The organism is Streptomyces sp. NPDC002619 (genome assembly GCF_042889305.1).
Taxonomy (GTDB): Bacteria; Actinomycetota; Actinomycetes; order Streptomycetales; family Streptomycetaceae; genus Streptomyces.
Genome location: NZ_JBIAQV010000023.1, coordinates 22,447 through 37,779 on the forward strand (window position 1 = coordinate 22,447; position 15,333 = coordinate 37,779).

Annotated in this window: 13 protein-coding genes; 8 read left to right on the plus strand and 5 right to left on the minus strand. The window is 71.0% G+C overall.

The window, feature by feature from the left end; genetic code table 11:
• Window positions 1-68: 68 nt before the first annotated feature.
• Entirely contained in the window at window positions 69-839 is a 771-nt protein-coding gene (locus ACFYXB_RS29160; protein WP_389587523.1) for a DeoR/GlpR family DNA-binding transcription regulator, read from the minus strand.
• A gap of 278 nt (window positions 840-1,117) precedes the next feature.
• The gene (locus ACFYXB_RS29165; RefSeq protein WP_389587374.1) at window positions 1,118-1,927 is read right to left on the minus strand and encodes an NAD-dependent epimerase/dehydratase family protein; all 810 of its coding nucleotides are present in this window, start codon (window positions 1,925-1,927) and stop codon (window positions 1,118-1,120) included.
• Window positions 1,928-2,149: 222 nt separating this feature from the next.
• On the opposite strand from ACFYXB_RS29165, the gene ACFYXB_RS29170 reads away from it, so the two are divergent.
• The gene (locus tag ACFYXB_RS29170) at window positions 2,150-3,091 is read left to right on the plus strand and encodes a 5-dehydro-4-deoxyglucarate dehydratase (protein ID WP_389587376.1); all 942 of its coding nucleotides are present in this window, start codon (window positions 2,150-2,152) and stop codon (window positions 3,089-3,091) included.
• Complete coding sequence (locus ACFYXB_RS29175; protein WP_389587378.1) at window positions 3,088-4,251, plus strand: hypothetical protein; 1,164 nt, start codon at window positions 3,088-3,090, stop codon at window positions 4,249-4,251. Before ACFYXB_RS29170 ends, ACFYXB_RS29175 begins: the two co-directional genes overlap by 4 nt.
• Here the strand turns inward: ACFYXB_RS29175 and ACFYXB_RS29180 are convergent.
• On the minus strand, window positions 4,188-5,420 hold the full coding sequence (locus ACFYXB_RS29180; protein WP_389587380.1) for an MFS transporter: 1,233 nt from the start codon (window positions 5,418-5,420) through the stop codon (window positions 4,188-4,190). The genes ACFYXB_RS29175 and ACFYXB_RS29180 overlap by 64 nt on opposite strands.
• Window positions 5,421-5,594: 174 nt before the next feature.
• Here ACFYXB_RS29180 and ACFYXB_RS29185 point away from each other — a divergent pair, with 174 nt between their 5' ends.
• The 5 genes from ACFYXB_RS29185 (at window position 5,595) to ACFYXB_RS29205 (ending at window position 11,148) form a co-directional block, all read left to right on the plus strand.
• The gene (locus tag ACFYXB_RS29185; protein WP_389587382.1) at window positions 5,595-6,185 is read left to right on the plus strand and encodes a TIGR03086 family metal-binding protein; all 591 of its coding nucleotides are present in this window, start codon (window positions 5,595-5,597) and stop codon (window positions 6,183-6,185) included.
• Between the two features lie 133 nt (window positions 6,186-6,318).
• Entirely contained in the window at window positions 6,319-6,969 is a 651-nt protein-coding gene (locus tag ACFYXB_RS29190) for a GntR family transcriptional regulator (RefSeq protein ID WP_389587384.1), read from the plus strand.
• Window positions 6,966-7,877, plus strand: a complete 912-nt coding sequence (locus ACFYXB_RS29195) for a dihydrodipicolinate synthase family protein (RefSeq protein ID WP_389587386.1) — start codon at window positions 6,966-6,968, stop codon at window positions 7,875-7,877. Before ACFYXB_RS29190 ends, ACFYXB_RS29195 begins: the two co-directional genes overlap by 4 nt.
• On the plus strand, window positions 7,865-9,595 hold the full coding sequence (gene araD / locus ACFYXB_RS29200; protein ID WP_389587388.1) for an L-arabinonate dehydratase: 1,731 nt from the start codon (window positions 7,865-7,867) through the stop codon (window positions 9,593-9,595). The genes ACFYXB_RS29195 and araD overlap by 13 nt, the downstream gene beginning before the upstream one ends.
• A 101-nt stretch (window positions 9,596-9,696) precedes the next feature.
• Window positions 9,697-11,148, plus strand: coding sequence for an NCS2 family permease (locus tag ACFYXB_RS29205; RefSeq protein WP_389587390.1), 1,452 nt, complete (start codon window positions 9,697-9,699; stop codon window positions 11,146-11,148).
• A gap of 96 nt (window positions 11,149-11,244) precedes the next feature.
• Here ACFYXB_RS29205 and ACFYXB_RS29210 read toward each other — a convergent pair whose 3' ends face one another.
• Both ACFYXB_RS29210 and ACFYXB_RS29215 read right to left on the minus strand, forming a co-directional pair.
• Complete coding sequence (locus ACFYXB_RS29210; protein ID WP_389587392.1) at window positions 11,245-12,699, minus strand: peptidoglycan D,D-transpeptidase FtsI family protein; 1,455 nt, start codon at window positions 12,697-12,699, stop codon at window positions 11,245-11,247.
• An 83-nt stretch (window positions 12,700-12,782) separates the two neighbouring features.
• Window positions 12,783-13,556, minus strand: a complete 774-nt coding sequence (locus ACFYXB_RS29215) for an IclR family transcriptional regulator (RefSeq protein WP_316762132.1) — start codon at window positions 13,554-13,556, stop codon at window positions 12,783-12,785.
• Between the two features lie 151 nt (window positions 13,557-13,707).
• Between ACFYXB_RS29215 and ACFYXB_RS29220 the strand changes: the two genes are divergently transcribed.
• Window positions 13,708-15,237, plus strand: coding sequence for an aldehyde dehydrogenase (NADP(+)) (locus ACFYXB_RS29220; RefSeq protein ID WP_389587394.1), 1,530 nt, complete (start codon window positions 13,708-13,710; stop codon window positions 15,235-15,237).
• Window positions 15,238-15,333: the final 96 nt, after the last annotated feature.

Consider the following 15,333-nt stretch of genomic DNA (forward strand, 5'->3'; position numbering starts at 1 on the left):
TTCTTCCGTATGGAAAGCCCCTGTGAACAGTTCAGTTGGAAGTTCGGATGGTGTGCAGCGTCGGGAATTCAAACCCGGATGACCTGTGGCCCCAGCAGCGAGTAGCGGTGGGCCTCGGTCGCCGGAAGCAGCGTGCTCGTCACGATCGTCTCCAGTGCGCCGATCTCGGCGAACCGGCAGAAGCTGACCGCGCCGAACTTGGTGTGCACGCCCGCGAACACGGTGCGCCGGGCGGCCCGGATGGCCTGCGCCTTGACCTCGCTGACCGCGGGATCCGGAGTGGTCAGGCCGTGTTCGCGGGAGATGCCGTTGGCGCCGATGTAGGCGAGGTCGACGACGAAGCCGGCGAGCATCTTCGTCGTCCAGTGGTCGACGGTGGCCAGGGTGCCGGGGCGGACCCGACCGCCCAGGAGCAGCACCGAGACGTTCTCGGCCTCGGCGAGGGCGCCCGCGACCGGCAGGGATGCGGTGAGCACGGTCAGTGGACGGTCCGCGGGCAGGGACTCGGCGATGAGCTGGGGGGTGAAGCCCTCGTCGACGAAGACCGTCTCGGCGTCCCCGAGCAGTTCGGCCGCCGCGGCCGCGATCCGGCGCTTCTCCGGCACATGGCTGGTGGCCCGGAACTCCAGCGTCGTCTCGAACCCGGCGCTCTCCACGGGATGCGCGCCCCCGTGGGTGCGGCGCACCAGGCCGTGGTCCTCCAGGGCGCGCAGATCGCGCCGGATGGTCTCCTTGGCCACGCCCAGCTCGGCGGCGAGCGCGCTGACGTCGACCGCGCCGGTGGCGCGCGCGGCCCGCACGATCTCCCGCCGGCGTTCTTCCGCCGTCCTGGTGTTCATCTCGGTCACCCGCCTCCCCGCAGGACTGCCCGTTCGGGCCCGATGGGACTCTTGGGGGAAGTTCTACAGCGGGCGTGCGGGGCTGACCAGGTCTGTTGCGGGCCCGATGCTGCCCGTATGTGCCCGTTCACCGAGCGGAGTGCCCGCCTCGGACCTGCGTGGCTGTGCCACGGGAGGCGGGAGCGGGCAGCCTTCTTGCCCGAATGAGAGGGCGGGCGGGCCCGATCGGTGCCCGCCCGCCTCTTGGGCGATCGTTTTCCGCCGAACGGCGGCGTCGCTCAGTACGGCCAGATCGGCGGGTCGTTCACGAAGTGGCCGCCCAGATGGCTGTGGGCGGGGTTCTCCGGGTCCAGTTCGCCCTGCTCGGCGATGAGCTTGTCGGCGTACGGCTCGGAGTCGTCCTGCGGCTCGTACCCGAGCGCCCGCGCGGTCGTCAGGTCCCACCACAGGCGTGTGTTGGCGGAGGAGCCGTAGACGACGGTGTGGCCGACGTGCTCGGCGGTCAGGGCCGCGTGGAAGAGGCGGGCTCCGTCGGCCGGGCTCATCCACACCGAGAGCATACGCACGCTGGTGGGCGCGGCGAAGCAGGAGCCGATGCGCACAGAGACGGTCTCCACGCCGTGCTTGTCCCAGTAGAGCTGGGCGAGGTCCTCGCCGAAGGACTTGGACAGGCCGTAGAAGGTGTCCGGGCGGCGCGGAGCGTCGATGGGGATCAGCGGGTCGTCGCCGCGGGGGGCCGGGGTGAAGCCGACCGCGTGGTTGGAGGAGGCGAAGACGATCCGGGGCACGCCCTCCTCGCGGGCCGCCTCGTAGAGGTTGTAGGTGCCCTCGATGTTCGCCCTGAGGATCTTCTCGAAGGGTGCCTCGAGGGAGATGCCCGCGAGATGGAGGACCGCGTCGACGCCCCGCACGGACTCGCGCAGCGCGTCCCGGTCCGAGAGGTCCGCGGTGATCGCGTCCGGTTCGCCCTCGATGGGGCGCACGTCGAACAGGCGCAGTGTGTAGCCGTACTCCGGGAGCAGGGACCGCATCAGGGTGCCGAGCCCGCCGGCGGCGCCGGTGAGCAGAACGGTGCGGGGAGCGGTCATCCTCGGTCTCCTTGAGTCAGCGGCCGCATACGCGGACGCTATTCACATCCATGGACACGCTAAGGAGCGGTGGCGCGGCTAGTCAAGTGTCGCGTGGAGTGGGGGAATCCGCTCGCGTGATTGGTGCATTGTCTGCTTGACCCGTCCCGAGTGCGCCACGTAGCGTGGCGGCGTTCAGAAATATAGACGCCAATCATGAACGTGCACCGACAGGGAGCGCCCGTGACGTCAGCCCCTCTCGCCGCTCGACTCCGCAACCCCAGCGGGCCGCTGTTCTTCCCCGTCACCGCCTACGGCCCCGACGGCTCCGTGGACCTCGACGTCCACCGCGCACATGTGCGCCGCGGGGTGGAGGCGGGCGCCGCCGCCGTGTTCGCCTGCTGCGGCACCGGGGAGTTCCACGCGCTTCTGCCCGAGGAGTTCGAGGCCTGCGTCCGCGCGGCCGTGGAGGCGACCGAGGGACGGGTGCCGGTCGTCGCGGGCGCCGGGTACGGCACCGCGCTCGCCGTCCGCTACGCGCGCCTCGCGCAGGCGGCTGGCGCCGACGGCCTGCTCGCCATGCCGCCCTATCTCGTGGTCGCCGGCCAGGAGGGCCTGCTGCGGCACTACCAGGAGATCGCCGCGGCCACCGACCTGCCCGTGATCGTCTACCAGCGCGACAACGCGGCGTTCACCCCGCCGACGGTGGTCGAACTCGCCCGCACCGACGGGATCATCGGCTTCAAGGACGGACTCGGCGACCTCGACCTGATGCAGCGGATCGTCAGCGCCGTACGCACCGAATTCCCGGGCGACTTCATGTACTTCAACGGCCTGCCCACCGCCGAGCAGACCCAGCTCGCCTACCGCGCCCTCGGCATCACCCTCTACTCCTCCGCCGTGTTCTGCTTCGCCCCCGAGATCGCCCTCGCCTTCCACCGGGCCCTGCGCGAGGGTGACGAGTCCACCGCGCACCGCCTCCTGGACGGCTTCTACCGCCCGTTCGTCGAACTGCGCGCCCAGGGCCGCGGCTACGCCGTCGCCCTCGTCAAGGCGGGTGTACGGCTGCGCGGTCTGGACGTCGGCGAGGTCCGGCCGCCGCTGCACGAGCCGAGCGAGGACCACGTCAAGCAGCTCGCCCAGATCATCGAGCGCGGGTACGCGCTGCTCGAGGAGGACGCGTGAAGGCGTCGGCGTTCGTCTACCCCTGGGACGTGTGCGGCGACCCGCAGGCACCGGCCCGGATCGCCGAACTCGGCACCGCCCAGGTGACCCTCGCCGCCGCCTACCACTCCACGCGCGCGTTGACCCCGCGCCACCCCCGCCACCGCATCGTCACCGCCGAGCACGCGGCCGTGCTCTACCCCGCCGGCGACCACTGGACGGGCCGCGCGATACGCCCGTACCCGGCGGGGGACTGGGCGCCCGGCGACGCGTACGGCGAGGCGGCCGAGGCGCTGGCGCGCGCCGGACTGGAAGTGCACACCTGGGTCGTCCTGGCGCACAACTCCCGCCTGGGCGCCGAACATCCGGGCACCTCCGTCGTCAACGCCTACGGCGACCGCTACCCCTGGGCGCCCTGCATCGCCCAGCCCGCCACGCGCGCGTACCTGGTCGACCTGGCCGCCGAGGCCGCCGTACGACCGGGCGCGCGGGGCACGGAACTGGAGTCCCTCGGCTGGTACGGACTGGCGCATCTGCACGCCCACGACAAGACCGGCGGGGTCGGCCTCGGGGACGCCGGGCAGTATCTGATGTCCCTGTGCTTCTGCCCGCACTGCCGGGCGGGGTACGCGGAACATGGCCTGGACCCGGACGAGTTGGCCGCTTCCGTGCGCGCCGCCCTGGAGCCGCTGTGGCGGGGCGCGCCCGACGACGGGGGCTGGCCGGGCGTGCAGAAGCTGCTCGGCGAGGCGTCGGCCGCCGCCACGCGCGCATGGCGCGACACGACCGCCCGTACGCTCCAGGAGGCGGCCGTCGCCGCGGTCCGCGCGGCGGCGCCGGACGGCTTCCAGGTGCTGCTGCACGCGGACCCGGTGCCGTACCACTGCGGCGCCAACGCGGGTGTCGATCCCGCGCACATCCTGTCCGTCGCGGACGGCGTGGTCGTGCCCTGCACGGGCGGTACGACCCTGCTGGCACCCTTCGCCGAACAGGCACGGGAGAACACCGTGCTGGCCGCCAACTTCACGGTGGTCTCCGGGATGGGCGGCAGCCCCGGCACCCTGGCGACGGAAGCGGCCATGGCCCGGGAGATCGGGGCGACCGAACTGCGGATGTATCACGCCGGGTTGGCATCGGACGGGGACCTGGCGGCGGTGCGGGAGGCGCTGGCGCGGCTCTGAGCGAGCATGGCGGCCGTCGTCAGCAGGCCGAGCCCGTACAGGACCAGCAGCAGCCGGAGGCCGACCAGTTCGACCAGACCGGCACCCGCGGTCAGCCCGATCACGTTCGGGGCGAAGACCAGCGTGCTCGCGGTGGCGGCCGTACGGCCCAGCAGGTCAGCCGGTGTCTCGCGCTGTACGGCGGTGAACGCGGCGATCAGCGCGCAGGGCAGCCCCAGGCCGCTCGCCGCGCCGCACGCCAGTGCCACCGGCTCGGACGGGACCGCCCGCGCGGCCACCGCCAGCGCCGTGAGGGCGATGCCGTACGCCGCGAACCGCCGCGCGCCGAGCCGCCGCAGCGCGGGCCCGGAGACCAGTCCGACCGCTACCGAGCCGGCGCCCTGGACGGCGTACAGCACACCCGCGTACGCGGGGGAGCGGCCGAGGGCGTCCACGACGGCGTAGGTCGTCGTGCCGTTCAGGGCGGCGAAGAACATCGTCGTACCGGCCGCCCGCACCAAGGGGCGCAGCACGGGGTGCGCCCACAGGTGCCGTACGCCCTCCCGGGTCTGCTCCCGCCAGCCGCCCGCGGACGGCCGGGGCCGCTCCTCGTGGATGCGGAGGAGCGCGCACAGCCCTGCTGCCAGAACGAAGGTGACGGCGTCCAGGAGGGCGACGCTCGCGCCGCCGTACGCCGCGTAGAGGCCCGCCCCCGTCAGCGGGGCGACCAGCTTCATGCCCTCGGTGGCGGACGTGCGCAGGCCGTTGAGGTCACCGAGGAGGTCCGGGCCGACGGCGGCGGCGAGCAGGGCCGACTCGGCCGCCTCGCTCACGACGCCGGCCGCGCCGTACGCGAACAGGACGGTGAACAGCAGCCACAGACCGTCCGGCGAGTCGACGGCGAAGAGGGTCGGCAGGAGGGCGGCCAGGCCCAGGTTCACGGCGATGAGCAGCGGCCTTCGGCGGACGCGGTCCGCGAGCGTGCCCAGCGCCGGGCCGGCCAGGGTCGGCGCCCACATCGCGAGCAGGCACAGCGCGGCCAGGCCGTTCGAGCCGGTGAGGTCCTTGACCCACACGCCCGACGCCAGCCACAGCGAGGAGGTCCCGAAGCCGGACACCACCACGCCCGTGAGATACAGCGCCGCGTTGCGGTCCCGCAGCACGCGCGTCACCGTCCAGGAAGTCGTCATGCCCGGTCATCGTGCGGCTAAGGCGTACGGCCCCGCATGGGGCAGGTGCCTCGGACGCGAGCGCTGGGACAGCTCGCGTGACGACCGTTCGTGCGGACCTTTCCGTACCGATGAGTTTCCCGGCAGCTGCCGGTCTACCTCCTGAAGGGGACCCGAATCCTGGAGGAGGCTGTCATGAGTACTGGCACGATGTTCGACCTCGGCCCGCAGGCCCGTGTCGTCGCGCGGCTCGCCGAGGGCGTGACCGACGAACAGCTCGCGGTGGCGACGGCGTGTCCGGACTGCGCGGTGCGCAACATGCTGGGGCATCTGACAGGGCTGTCGGTGGCCTTCCGTGACGCCGGCCGCAAGGACCTCGGCGTCACGACCAACAGCGCTCCCGACGCCGCGGCGCCGGACATCGGCCCCGGCTGGCGCGAGGAGCTGCCCCGGGCCCTCGACGCACTCGCCGAGGCGTGGCGCGACCCGGACGCCTGGACCGGCATGACCCGCGCGGGTGGCGTGAACCTGCCCGGCGCGGTCGCGGCCGCCGTCGCCGCCGACGAACTGGTGATCCACGGGTGGGACCTGGCCCGCGCCACCGGCCAGCCCTACGAGCCCGACCCGGCCGCCCTGGAGGCGTCGTACGCCTTCCTTCGCGCCGCGGCCGACGACCCCAGCCGGGGCGGCGGCATCTTCGGCCCGATCGTCCCCGTCCCGGACGAAGCACCACTCCTGGACCGCGCGGTCGGCCTGAGCGGCCGCGACCCGGACTGGAGGCCGTGACCTCGCCCGGACCCTCGCGTCCGGTGCACCAACTCCCTTTGTCAGAAGCATTGACGAACCCCTGGCGCCCTCCTACCTTCATCGCGTCGTACTTCGTACGTCATATATGAGACGTGATATCCGAGAGGCGCGCATGACCTCTGTGCCCACCTCGATCCCGTCCCGCACGCAATACGTGCTGGACGCGATCAAACACCGCATCCTCACCGGGCAGCTGACGTCGGGTCAGGCCCTGGTCGAGACCGAACTCGCCGCGCAGTACGGGGTGTCCAAGACCCCGGTGCGCGAGGCGCTCAAGACCCTGGCCGGGACCGGACTGGTCGTGATGAGCCAGTACAAGGGCGTCACCGTGCGCATGGTGGACGCGGACATGGCGCGCGAGGTCTACGACGTACGCCTGCTCCTCGAACCCGAGGCGCTGCGGCGCACCGTCCGGCGCGGAGCCTCCCTCGACGCCGCCCGCGACGCGCTGACCCGCGCCGACCAAGCCGACGACACCGCCGAACGCTCCCTCGCCAACCGCGAGTTCCACCGCGCCCTCTACCTGCCGTGCGGCAACCCGCTGCTCGGCCGGGTGCTCGACGAGGTCCGTGACCAGGCCGCGCTCGTCTCCACCGTCGCATGGTCCGCCGACCCCTCCTGGCAGCGGGAGGCCGACGAGCACCGCGAGATCCTGCGGCTCGCCCTGGAGGGCGACGCGGAGGGCGCCGCGAGCGCACTCCACGCCCACATCGCGTCCTTCGTGCAGCGCGCGTTCCCCGAGGCGCGGGAGGGCCGGGCATGAGCGGTGCGGCGTTCGAGACCCAGCGGGCGGCCCTGGCCGACGTGGTGGCTATCCCGGTGACCCCGTTCGCCGAGGACGGCGGCGTCGACCAGGACGCCCACCGCGCCCTGCTGCGCCGGCTCCTCGACGGCGGGATCACCACCCTGACCCCCAACGGCAACACCGGCGAGTTCTACGCCCTCACCCCCGAGGAGCGTCGCCTCGTCACCGAGCTGACCGTCGACGAGGTCGGGGGCCGAGCGGCTGTCCTCGTCGGCGTCGGACACGACATCCCCACCGCCGTCGCCGCCGCCCGCCACGCCCGTACGCTCGGCGCCGGCATGGTGATGATCCACCAGCCCGTCCACCCCTACGTCTCGCAGAGCGGCTGGGTCGACTACCACCGCGCCATCGCCGAGGCAGTCCCCGAACTGGGCGTCGTCCCCTACCTCCGCAACGCCCAGCTGACCGGCGCCCGCCTCGCCGAACTCGCCGACGCCTGCCCGAACGTCATCGGCGTCAAGTACGCCGTCCCGGACGCCGCCAGGTTCGCGGCGTTCTCCCGGGACGCGGGACTCGACCGGTTCGTCTGGGTCGCCGGTCTCGCCGAGCCGTACGCCCCCTCGTACTTCTCCGCGGGCGCCACCGGCTTCACCTCCGGACTCGTGAACGTCGCCCCCGCCGTCTCGCTGAACATGATCGAAGCGCTTCGATCCGGCGACTACCCGGCCGCCATGAAGGTCTGGGAGCAGATCCGCCGCTTCGAGGAACTGCGCGCCGCGAACGGCTCCGCCGACAACGTCACCGTCGTCAAGGAGGCCCTCGCCTCCCTCGGCCTGTGCCGCCGCGACGTCCGCCCGCCGAGCCGCGTGCTCCCTCAGGAAGCACGCGCCGAGGTCGCCGCCATCGCCGCCGGATGGCCGATATGAAGTCGCCGGAAGAGCTCAGAAGCCATCAGTGGTACGGCACCGACGGGTTGCGCTCCTTCAGCCACCGGGCCCGCACCCGCCAGCTCGGCTATCTGCCCGAGGAACACCTGGGCAAGCCGGTGATCGCCGTCCTCAACACCTGGTCCGACATCAACCCCTGCCACGTCCATCTGCGCGACCGCGCCCAGGCCGTGAAGCGCGGGGTGTGGCAGGCGGGCGGCTTCCCGCTGGAGTTCCCGGTCTCCACCCTCAGCGAGACCTTCCAGAAGCCGACCCCGATGCTCTACCGCAACCTCCTCGCCATGGAGACCGAGGAACTGCTGCGGTCCTACCCCGTCGACGGCGCCGTGCTGCTCGGCGGCTGCGACAAGTCGACCCCCGCCCTGCTCATGGGTGCCGCGAGCGTCGACCTGCCGACGGTGTTCGTGCCCGCCGGGCCCATGCTGCCCGGCCACTGGCGCTCAGAAGTCCTGGGCTCCGGCACCGACATGTGGAAGTACTGGGACGACAGGCGCGCCGGACTCATCGGCGACTGCGAGATGACGGAGCTGGAGAGCGGTCTGGCCCGTTCGCCCGGCCACTGCATGACCATGGGCACGGCCTCCACGCTCACCGCAGCAGCCGAGGCCCTCGGTGTGACCGTGCCGGGCGCGTCCAGCATCCCGGCCGTGGACTCGGGGCACGACCGGATGGCCGCCGCGTCCGGTCTGCGCATCGTCGAACTGGTGCACCGGGACCGGAAGTTGTCCGACATCCTCACCCGCGAGGCGTTCGAGGACGCGGTCACCACCGTGCTCGGCCTCGGCGGTTCGACCAACGCGGTGATCCATCTGATCGCCATGGCGGGCCGGGCCGGCGTGCGGCTCACGCTGGACGACTTCGACCGCATCGCCCGCACGGTCCCGGTACTCGCCAACGTACGGCCCGGCGGACAGACGTACCTCATGGAGCACTTCCACTTCGCGGGGGGCCTGCCCGGGTTCCTCTCCCGCATCGCGGACCTGTTGCACCTGGACCGCCCGACGGTCTCGCACGACACCCTGCGCGAACAGCTCACCGGCGCCCGCGTGCACGACGACGACGTCATACGGCCCCGCGGCAACCCGGTCGCGAGCGAGGGCGGGGTCGCCGTGCTGCGCGGCAACCTCTGCCCGGACGGCGCCGTCATCAAGCACATCGCCGCCGAACCGCAGCTGCTCGAACACACCGGCCCGGCCGTCGTCTTCGACGACTACAAGGCGATGCAGCGGACCATCAACGACCCCGACCTCGGGATCACCGCCGACAGCGTGCTCGTGCTGCGCAACGCCGGACCCAAGGGCGGTCCCGGCATGCCCGAGTACGGCATGCTGCCGATCCCCGACCACCTGCTCAAGCAGGGCGTGCGGGACATGGTGCGGATCTCCGACGCCCGCATGAGCGGGACGAGTTACGGCACCTGCGTCCTGCACGTGGCACCCGAGTCGTACGTCGGGGGACCGCTGGCCCTGGTGCGCACGGGCGACTCCATCACCCTCGATGTCGCCGCACGGCTGCTCCAACTTAACGTGAACGACGAGGAGTTGGCGCGGCGCACGGCGGCGTGGACGCCGCCGCCCGAGCGCTACGAGCGCGGCTACGGCGCGCTCTACACCGAACAGATCACCCAGGCCGACACCGGCTGCGATTTCGCGTTCCTGGCCCGGCCGGGCAAGGTCGCGGACCCGTACGCGGGCTGAGCCCGATTCCGTAACACGGGGAAAACCTGAAACAGGTGCGACGCGGGCACAATCCAGCCAGCATCCGCGCACCGATCACTCAGGCAACGAGGAGTACGACCATGTCCGAGACGCAGACGGTGGCCGGCCGGCCAAGTGCCCCGCCACCCGGGTCGAACAGCGTCGACCGGTACTTCAGGATCTCCGAACGGGGCTCCACCTTCGGCCGCGAGATACGCGGCGGCTTCGCCACGTTCTTCACGATGGCGTACATCCTTGTCCTGAATCCGATCATCCTGGGCAGCGCCAAGGACAAGTTCGGCCATCAGCTCGACACCGGTCAACTGGTCACCGCCACCGCCCTGGTGGCCTGTGTGATGACCGTCATCATGGGCGTCGGCGGCAACCTCCCGCTCGCCATCGCCGCCGGCCTCGGCCTCAACGCCGTCGTGGCCTTCCAGTTGGCGCCGCTGATGAGCTGGGACGACGCCATGGGTCTCGTCGTCATCGAGGGCGTCGTGATCTGTGTGCTGGTCCTCACCGGGCTCCGCGAAGCGATCATGAACGCGATCCCACAGCAGCTGAAGCAGGCGATCGGCGTCGGCATCGGCCTGTTCATCGCGTTCATCGGTTTCGTCGACGCAGGGTTCGTCAGCCGTATCCCCGACGCCGCCAACACCACCGTGCCCGTGCAACTCGGTGCCGTGGGACGGCTCACCGGATGGCCCGTCCTCGTGTTCTGTCTCGGTGTGCTGCTGACCATCGCGCTGCTCGCACGCAAGGTGAAGGGCGCGATCCTCATCAGCATCATCACGATGACCGTCGTCGCCATCGTCATCGACGCCGTCGCCGACATCAAGAGCTGGGGCCTGACCACCCCGAAGGTGCCCGACAAGGTCGTGGACACCCCGGACTTCGGACTCTTCGGTCACTTCAGCCTGTTCGGCGGCTTCGCCGAGGCGGGTGTGCTCACCGCCGTGCTGCTCGTCTTCACCCTGATCCTGTCGGACTTCTTCGACGCCATGGGCACGATCGTCGGCATCAGTGCGGAGGCGGGGCTGCTCGACGACAAGGGCCAGGTGCCGAACATCGGGCGTGTGCTGTTCATCGACGGCGCGGCGGCGGTGGCCGGTGGTGTGGGTTCCGCGTCCTCCAACACCGCGTACATCGAGTCGGCGGCGGGGGTCGGCGAGGGGGCGCGGACCGGGTTCGCGAATCTGATCACCGGCGGGCTGTTCGGGCTTGCCCTGTTCCTGACGCCGCTGCTGACCATCGTGCCGTTGCAGGCGGCGGCGCCCGCTCTGATCGCCGTGGGGTTCCTGATGATGACGCACGTCAAGCACATCGACTGGGACCGGTTCGAGATCGCGATCCCGGCGTTTCTTACTATCGCCGCGATGCCGTTCACGTACTCGATCACTGACGGGATCGGGGCGGGTTTTCTTTCCTACGTGGTGATCAAGGCGGTGCTCGGGAAGGCGAAGCAGGTCAGCTGGCTGTTGTGGGTGGTTTCTGCCTTGTTCCTGGTGTACTTCGCCATTGATCCTGTGGAGCAGATTCTTGGGGTGAAGTGACGTGCGCCGCGCGACCGGCTGCCGGTTCGTTGTGGCTGGTCGCGCCCGCGCGGCGGAGCCGCATATCGATACAGCCCCGCGCCCCTTTCGGGGCGCTTAGGTGAGCGCCGCTTTCATCATCGCCCTCGCCACCGGCGCCGCCAGGCCGTTGCCGCTGACCTCCGACCTCGCCGCGTCCGACTGTTCCACCATCACCGCCACCGCGACCTCTTTGCCCGTCGAGTCCGACTTGCCGTACGACGTGAACCAGGCGTACGGCGTCTTGCTGTTGTTCTCGCCGTGCTGGGCCGTGCCCGTCTTGCCGCCCACCGTGACGCCGGCGATCCGGGCATTCGTACCCGTGCCGTCATTGACGACCGTCTCCATCGCCGAGCGCAGCTGCTCGGCGGTGGAGGAGCTGACGATCTCCTTGGTGTCCGTGCTGTCGTCGTAGTTCTTCAGCACGTCGCCGCCGCTGTCGGTGATCTGCGCGACCATGTGCGGCGAGACCAGCTTGCCGCCGTTGGCTATGGCGGCCGACACCATGGCCATCTGGAGCGGGGTCGCGGTGACGTCGAACTGGCCGATGCCGCTCAGGGCGGTCTGGGCCTTGTCCATGTCCGAGGGGTAGACGCTGGTGTAGGCCCGCACCGGCACGTCCAGCTTGTCGTCGTCGAAGCCGAACTTCTCGGCCATCGCCCGCACCTTGTCCTGGCCCAGGTCGACGGCCATCTTCGCGAAGACGTTGTTGCAGGAGTACCGAAGGGCGACGCGGATCGTGGCGTTCTCGCAGGGTGCGGACCGGTTCTCGTTCGCCAGGACCTTGGTCGAGCCCGGCAGTGTGTACGGGTCGGGGCTCACGGTGTGTTCGTCCACGTTCCCGTACAGCCCGTCCTCCAGGGCGGCCGCCGCCACGACCAGCTTGAACGTCGAGCCCGGCGGCAGTGGCTGTCGCAGCGCACGGTTGGTCAGCGGTTTGTCGGAGTCCGCGTTGAGCCGCTTCCAGGCCGCCCCGGCCGTGTTGGCGTCGGTCAGCGAGGACGGGTCGTACGACGGGGTCGACACGGCCGCGAGGATCCTGCCGGTCTTCGGGTCGATGGCGACGGCGCCGCCCTTCTTGCCGCCGAGCGCGTCGTACGCCGCCTTCTGCACGGCCGGGTCGATCGTCGTGACCACGTCACCCGGGTCGGCGCGCTCACCGGTGACCGTGTCCATGACCGTCTTCAGCCGGCTGTCCGTGCCGTTGAGCAGGTCCTGGTAGATGCCTTCGAGCTGGGTCGGGGCGTAGCTCTGCGAGGCATAGCCCGTCACCGCCGCGTACAGCCTGCCGTCGGTGTACGTGCGCTTGTACGCGAGGTCGCCGCCCGTCGTCCGCGCCGAGCCGGTGATCGAATCCCCGGCCACGACGATGTTCCCGAGCGGTCCCGCGTACGTCTCGATCGCGTTGCGCCGGTTGTCCGTGTCGTCCGCGAGGGCCTTGCCGTCGTAGAACTGCACCCAAGTCGCCCTGACCAGCAGAGCGAGCACGAGCAGCAGCGCGAAGACGGATGCCCGCCTGATCGTCTTGTTCATCCCGAACGAGAAGACGAGCTGCAGGGGGCAATCGTTCCCGTACGCCCCGTCTTCTCATCCGGCGTTCAAAAAACCCGTGCCGCTCACAGCCTCCGGGTGGCCAGCGTCAGCCGGTCCCGCGCGTCGAACAGCGCGTCCTTGATCATCTGTTCGTGGGCGGGGGTCAGCCGGGCCACCGGCACCGAGCAGCTGATCGCGTCACGGGCCGGGGTGCGATACGGGATCGCGACACCGAAGCAGCGCAGCCCCAGCGTGTTCTCCTCGCGGTCGACGGCGAAACCCTGCTCCCGCACCTGGTGCAGCTCCTCGATGAGCTTCTCCCGGTCGGTGATCGTGTGCTCGGTCAGCGCGGGCAGCGTCTCCGGCAGCAGTTTGCGGACCTGTTCGTCGGTGTGGGTGGCGAGCAGCGCCTTGCCCAGCGACGTGGAGTGGGCGGGCAGTCGGCGGCCGACGCGGGTGAAGGGGCGCAGGTAGTGCTGCGACTGGCGGGTGGCGAGGTAGACCACGTTCGTGCCGTCGAGACGGGCGAGGTGGATGGTCTCCGTGGTGTCGTCGGAGAGGCGGTCCAGGGTCGGGCGGGCCGCCGCCACGACCTCGTCGCCGTCGATGTACGAGGTGCCCACGAGCAGTGCCCGCACCCCGATGCCGTACCGCGTGCCCGTTGCGTCCGTCTCCACCCAGCCCAGCTCCACGAGGGTGCGCAGCAGCATGTAGAGGCTGGACTTGGGGTACCCGACGGCCTCCTGGACCGCCGCGAGGGAGTGCATACCGGGACGGCCGGCGAAGTACTCGAGCAACTCAACGGTCCGCACCGCGGACTTGACCTGCGCTCCGCCGCCTGTCTCGCCTGCCGACATCGCCCTTGACCCCTTCGTTCGACGAGAACCTGAAGATATAGTCTCCGAGAGCGTATTCATCATCAGAGACAGCGTTCAGTATATCGAACGACCCTGGTGAGTGACCCAGATACTGCGGCAAGAGCCGGCAATACATGTGAAGGGACTCGCGGTGGCAGCAGCACCAGTCTGGAGTGTCGACCCGCGTACCGGGAAGCAGCGGGAACAGGTTGCGGTGGAGGCCACGGCCGAGGAGGTGGACGCCAACGTCCGCGCGGCCCACGCCGCCCGTCGCTCCCTCACCGACCGCACGGTCCGCTCGGCCTTCCTGCGCTCCGCCGCGGCGGGCCTGGACGCGGCCAAGGAGCAGCTGGTCGAGGCCGCCGACGCGGAGACCGCCCTGGGCCCGGTCCGGCTGACGGGAGAACTCGCCCGCACGACCTACCAGTTGCGGGCCTTCGCCGACATAGTCGACGAGGGCGCCTTCCTCGACGTCATCATCAACCACCCCGACGCCACCGCGACCCCGCCGATCCCGGACCTGCGCCGCTACAAGGTGCCCCTGGGCGTCGTCGCCGTCTACTCGGCGTCCAACTTCCCCTTCGCCTTCTCGGTCGCCGGCGGCGACACCGCGAGCGCGCTGGCCGCCGGCAACCCGGTGGTCGTCAAGGCCCACCCCGACCACCCGGCGCTGTCCGAGCTGGTCGCCAAGGTGATGCGCCGGGCCGCCGCCGAGCACGGCATCCCCGAGGGCGTCGTCGGCCTGGTCCACGGCTTCCAGGCAGGCATCGAGCTGATCAAGCACCCGCTGGTCGCGGCGGCCGGGTTCACCGGTTCCGTGCGGGGCGGGCGTGCCCTCTTCGACGCGGCGGCCGCGCGGCCGGTGCCGATCCCGTTCCACGGTGAGCTGGGGTCGCTGAACCCCGTCGTGGTGACCGAGGCGGCCGCGGCCGAGCGCGCGGAGGCCATCGGTGCCGGGCTCGCCGGGTCGATGACGCTGGGCGTCGGCCAGTTCTGCGTGAAGCCGGGCCTGGTCCTCGCGCCCTCCGGCGCGGCCGGTGACCAGCTGGTGAAGTCCCTGACCGACGCCGTCAGCGACACCGACGCCGGGGTCCTCCTCGACCACCGCATGCGGGACAACTTCATCGCCGGGGTCGCCGAGCGCGTCGGCCTGGACGGCGTGGAGTCCCCGGTGACGCCGGGCGCGGGCAGCGAGCACACGGTGAGCCCGGGATTCCTGACGGTGCCGGCGAGCAGGCTGGCGCAGGCGGGGGCGTACGACCTGCTTCTCGAGGAGTGCTTCGGGCCGGTGACGGTCGTCGTGCGTTACGAGGACGAGAGCGAGGCGACGGCTGTGCTGTCGCGGCTGCCGGGGAACCTCACGGCGACGGTGCATCTCTCTGCCGAGGAGGCGGCGGGGGAGGGGCGTGGCCGTGAGATTCTGGCGGAGCTGACGCCGCTTGCCGGTCGTGTGCTCGTGAACGGGTGGCCGACGGGGGTTGCGGTCGCCCCGGCCCAGCACCACGGTGGGCCGTATCCGGCGACCACCTCGACGTCGACGTCCGTGGGAGGTACGGCGATCGAGCGGTGGCTGCGGCCCGTGACGTATCAGGGGGCGCCGGTCGCTCTTCTTCCGCCGGAACTGCAGGACGACAACCCGCTGGGGCTTCCTCGTCGGTTCAATGGGGTTCTGGAGCGGTAGCACCCTAGGGGGTGCGGTGGTGCGCGCGGTGCGGGTTCGTTGTGGTTGATCGCGCAGTTCCCCGCGCCCCTTCGGGGCGCGTCGATGCCGGCCTGA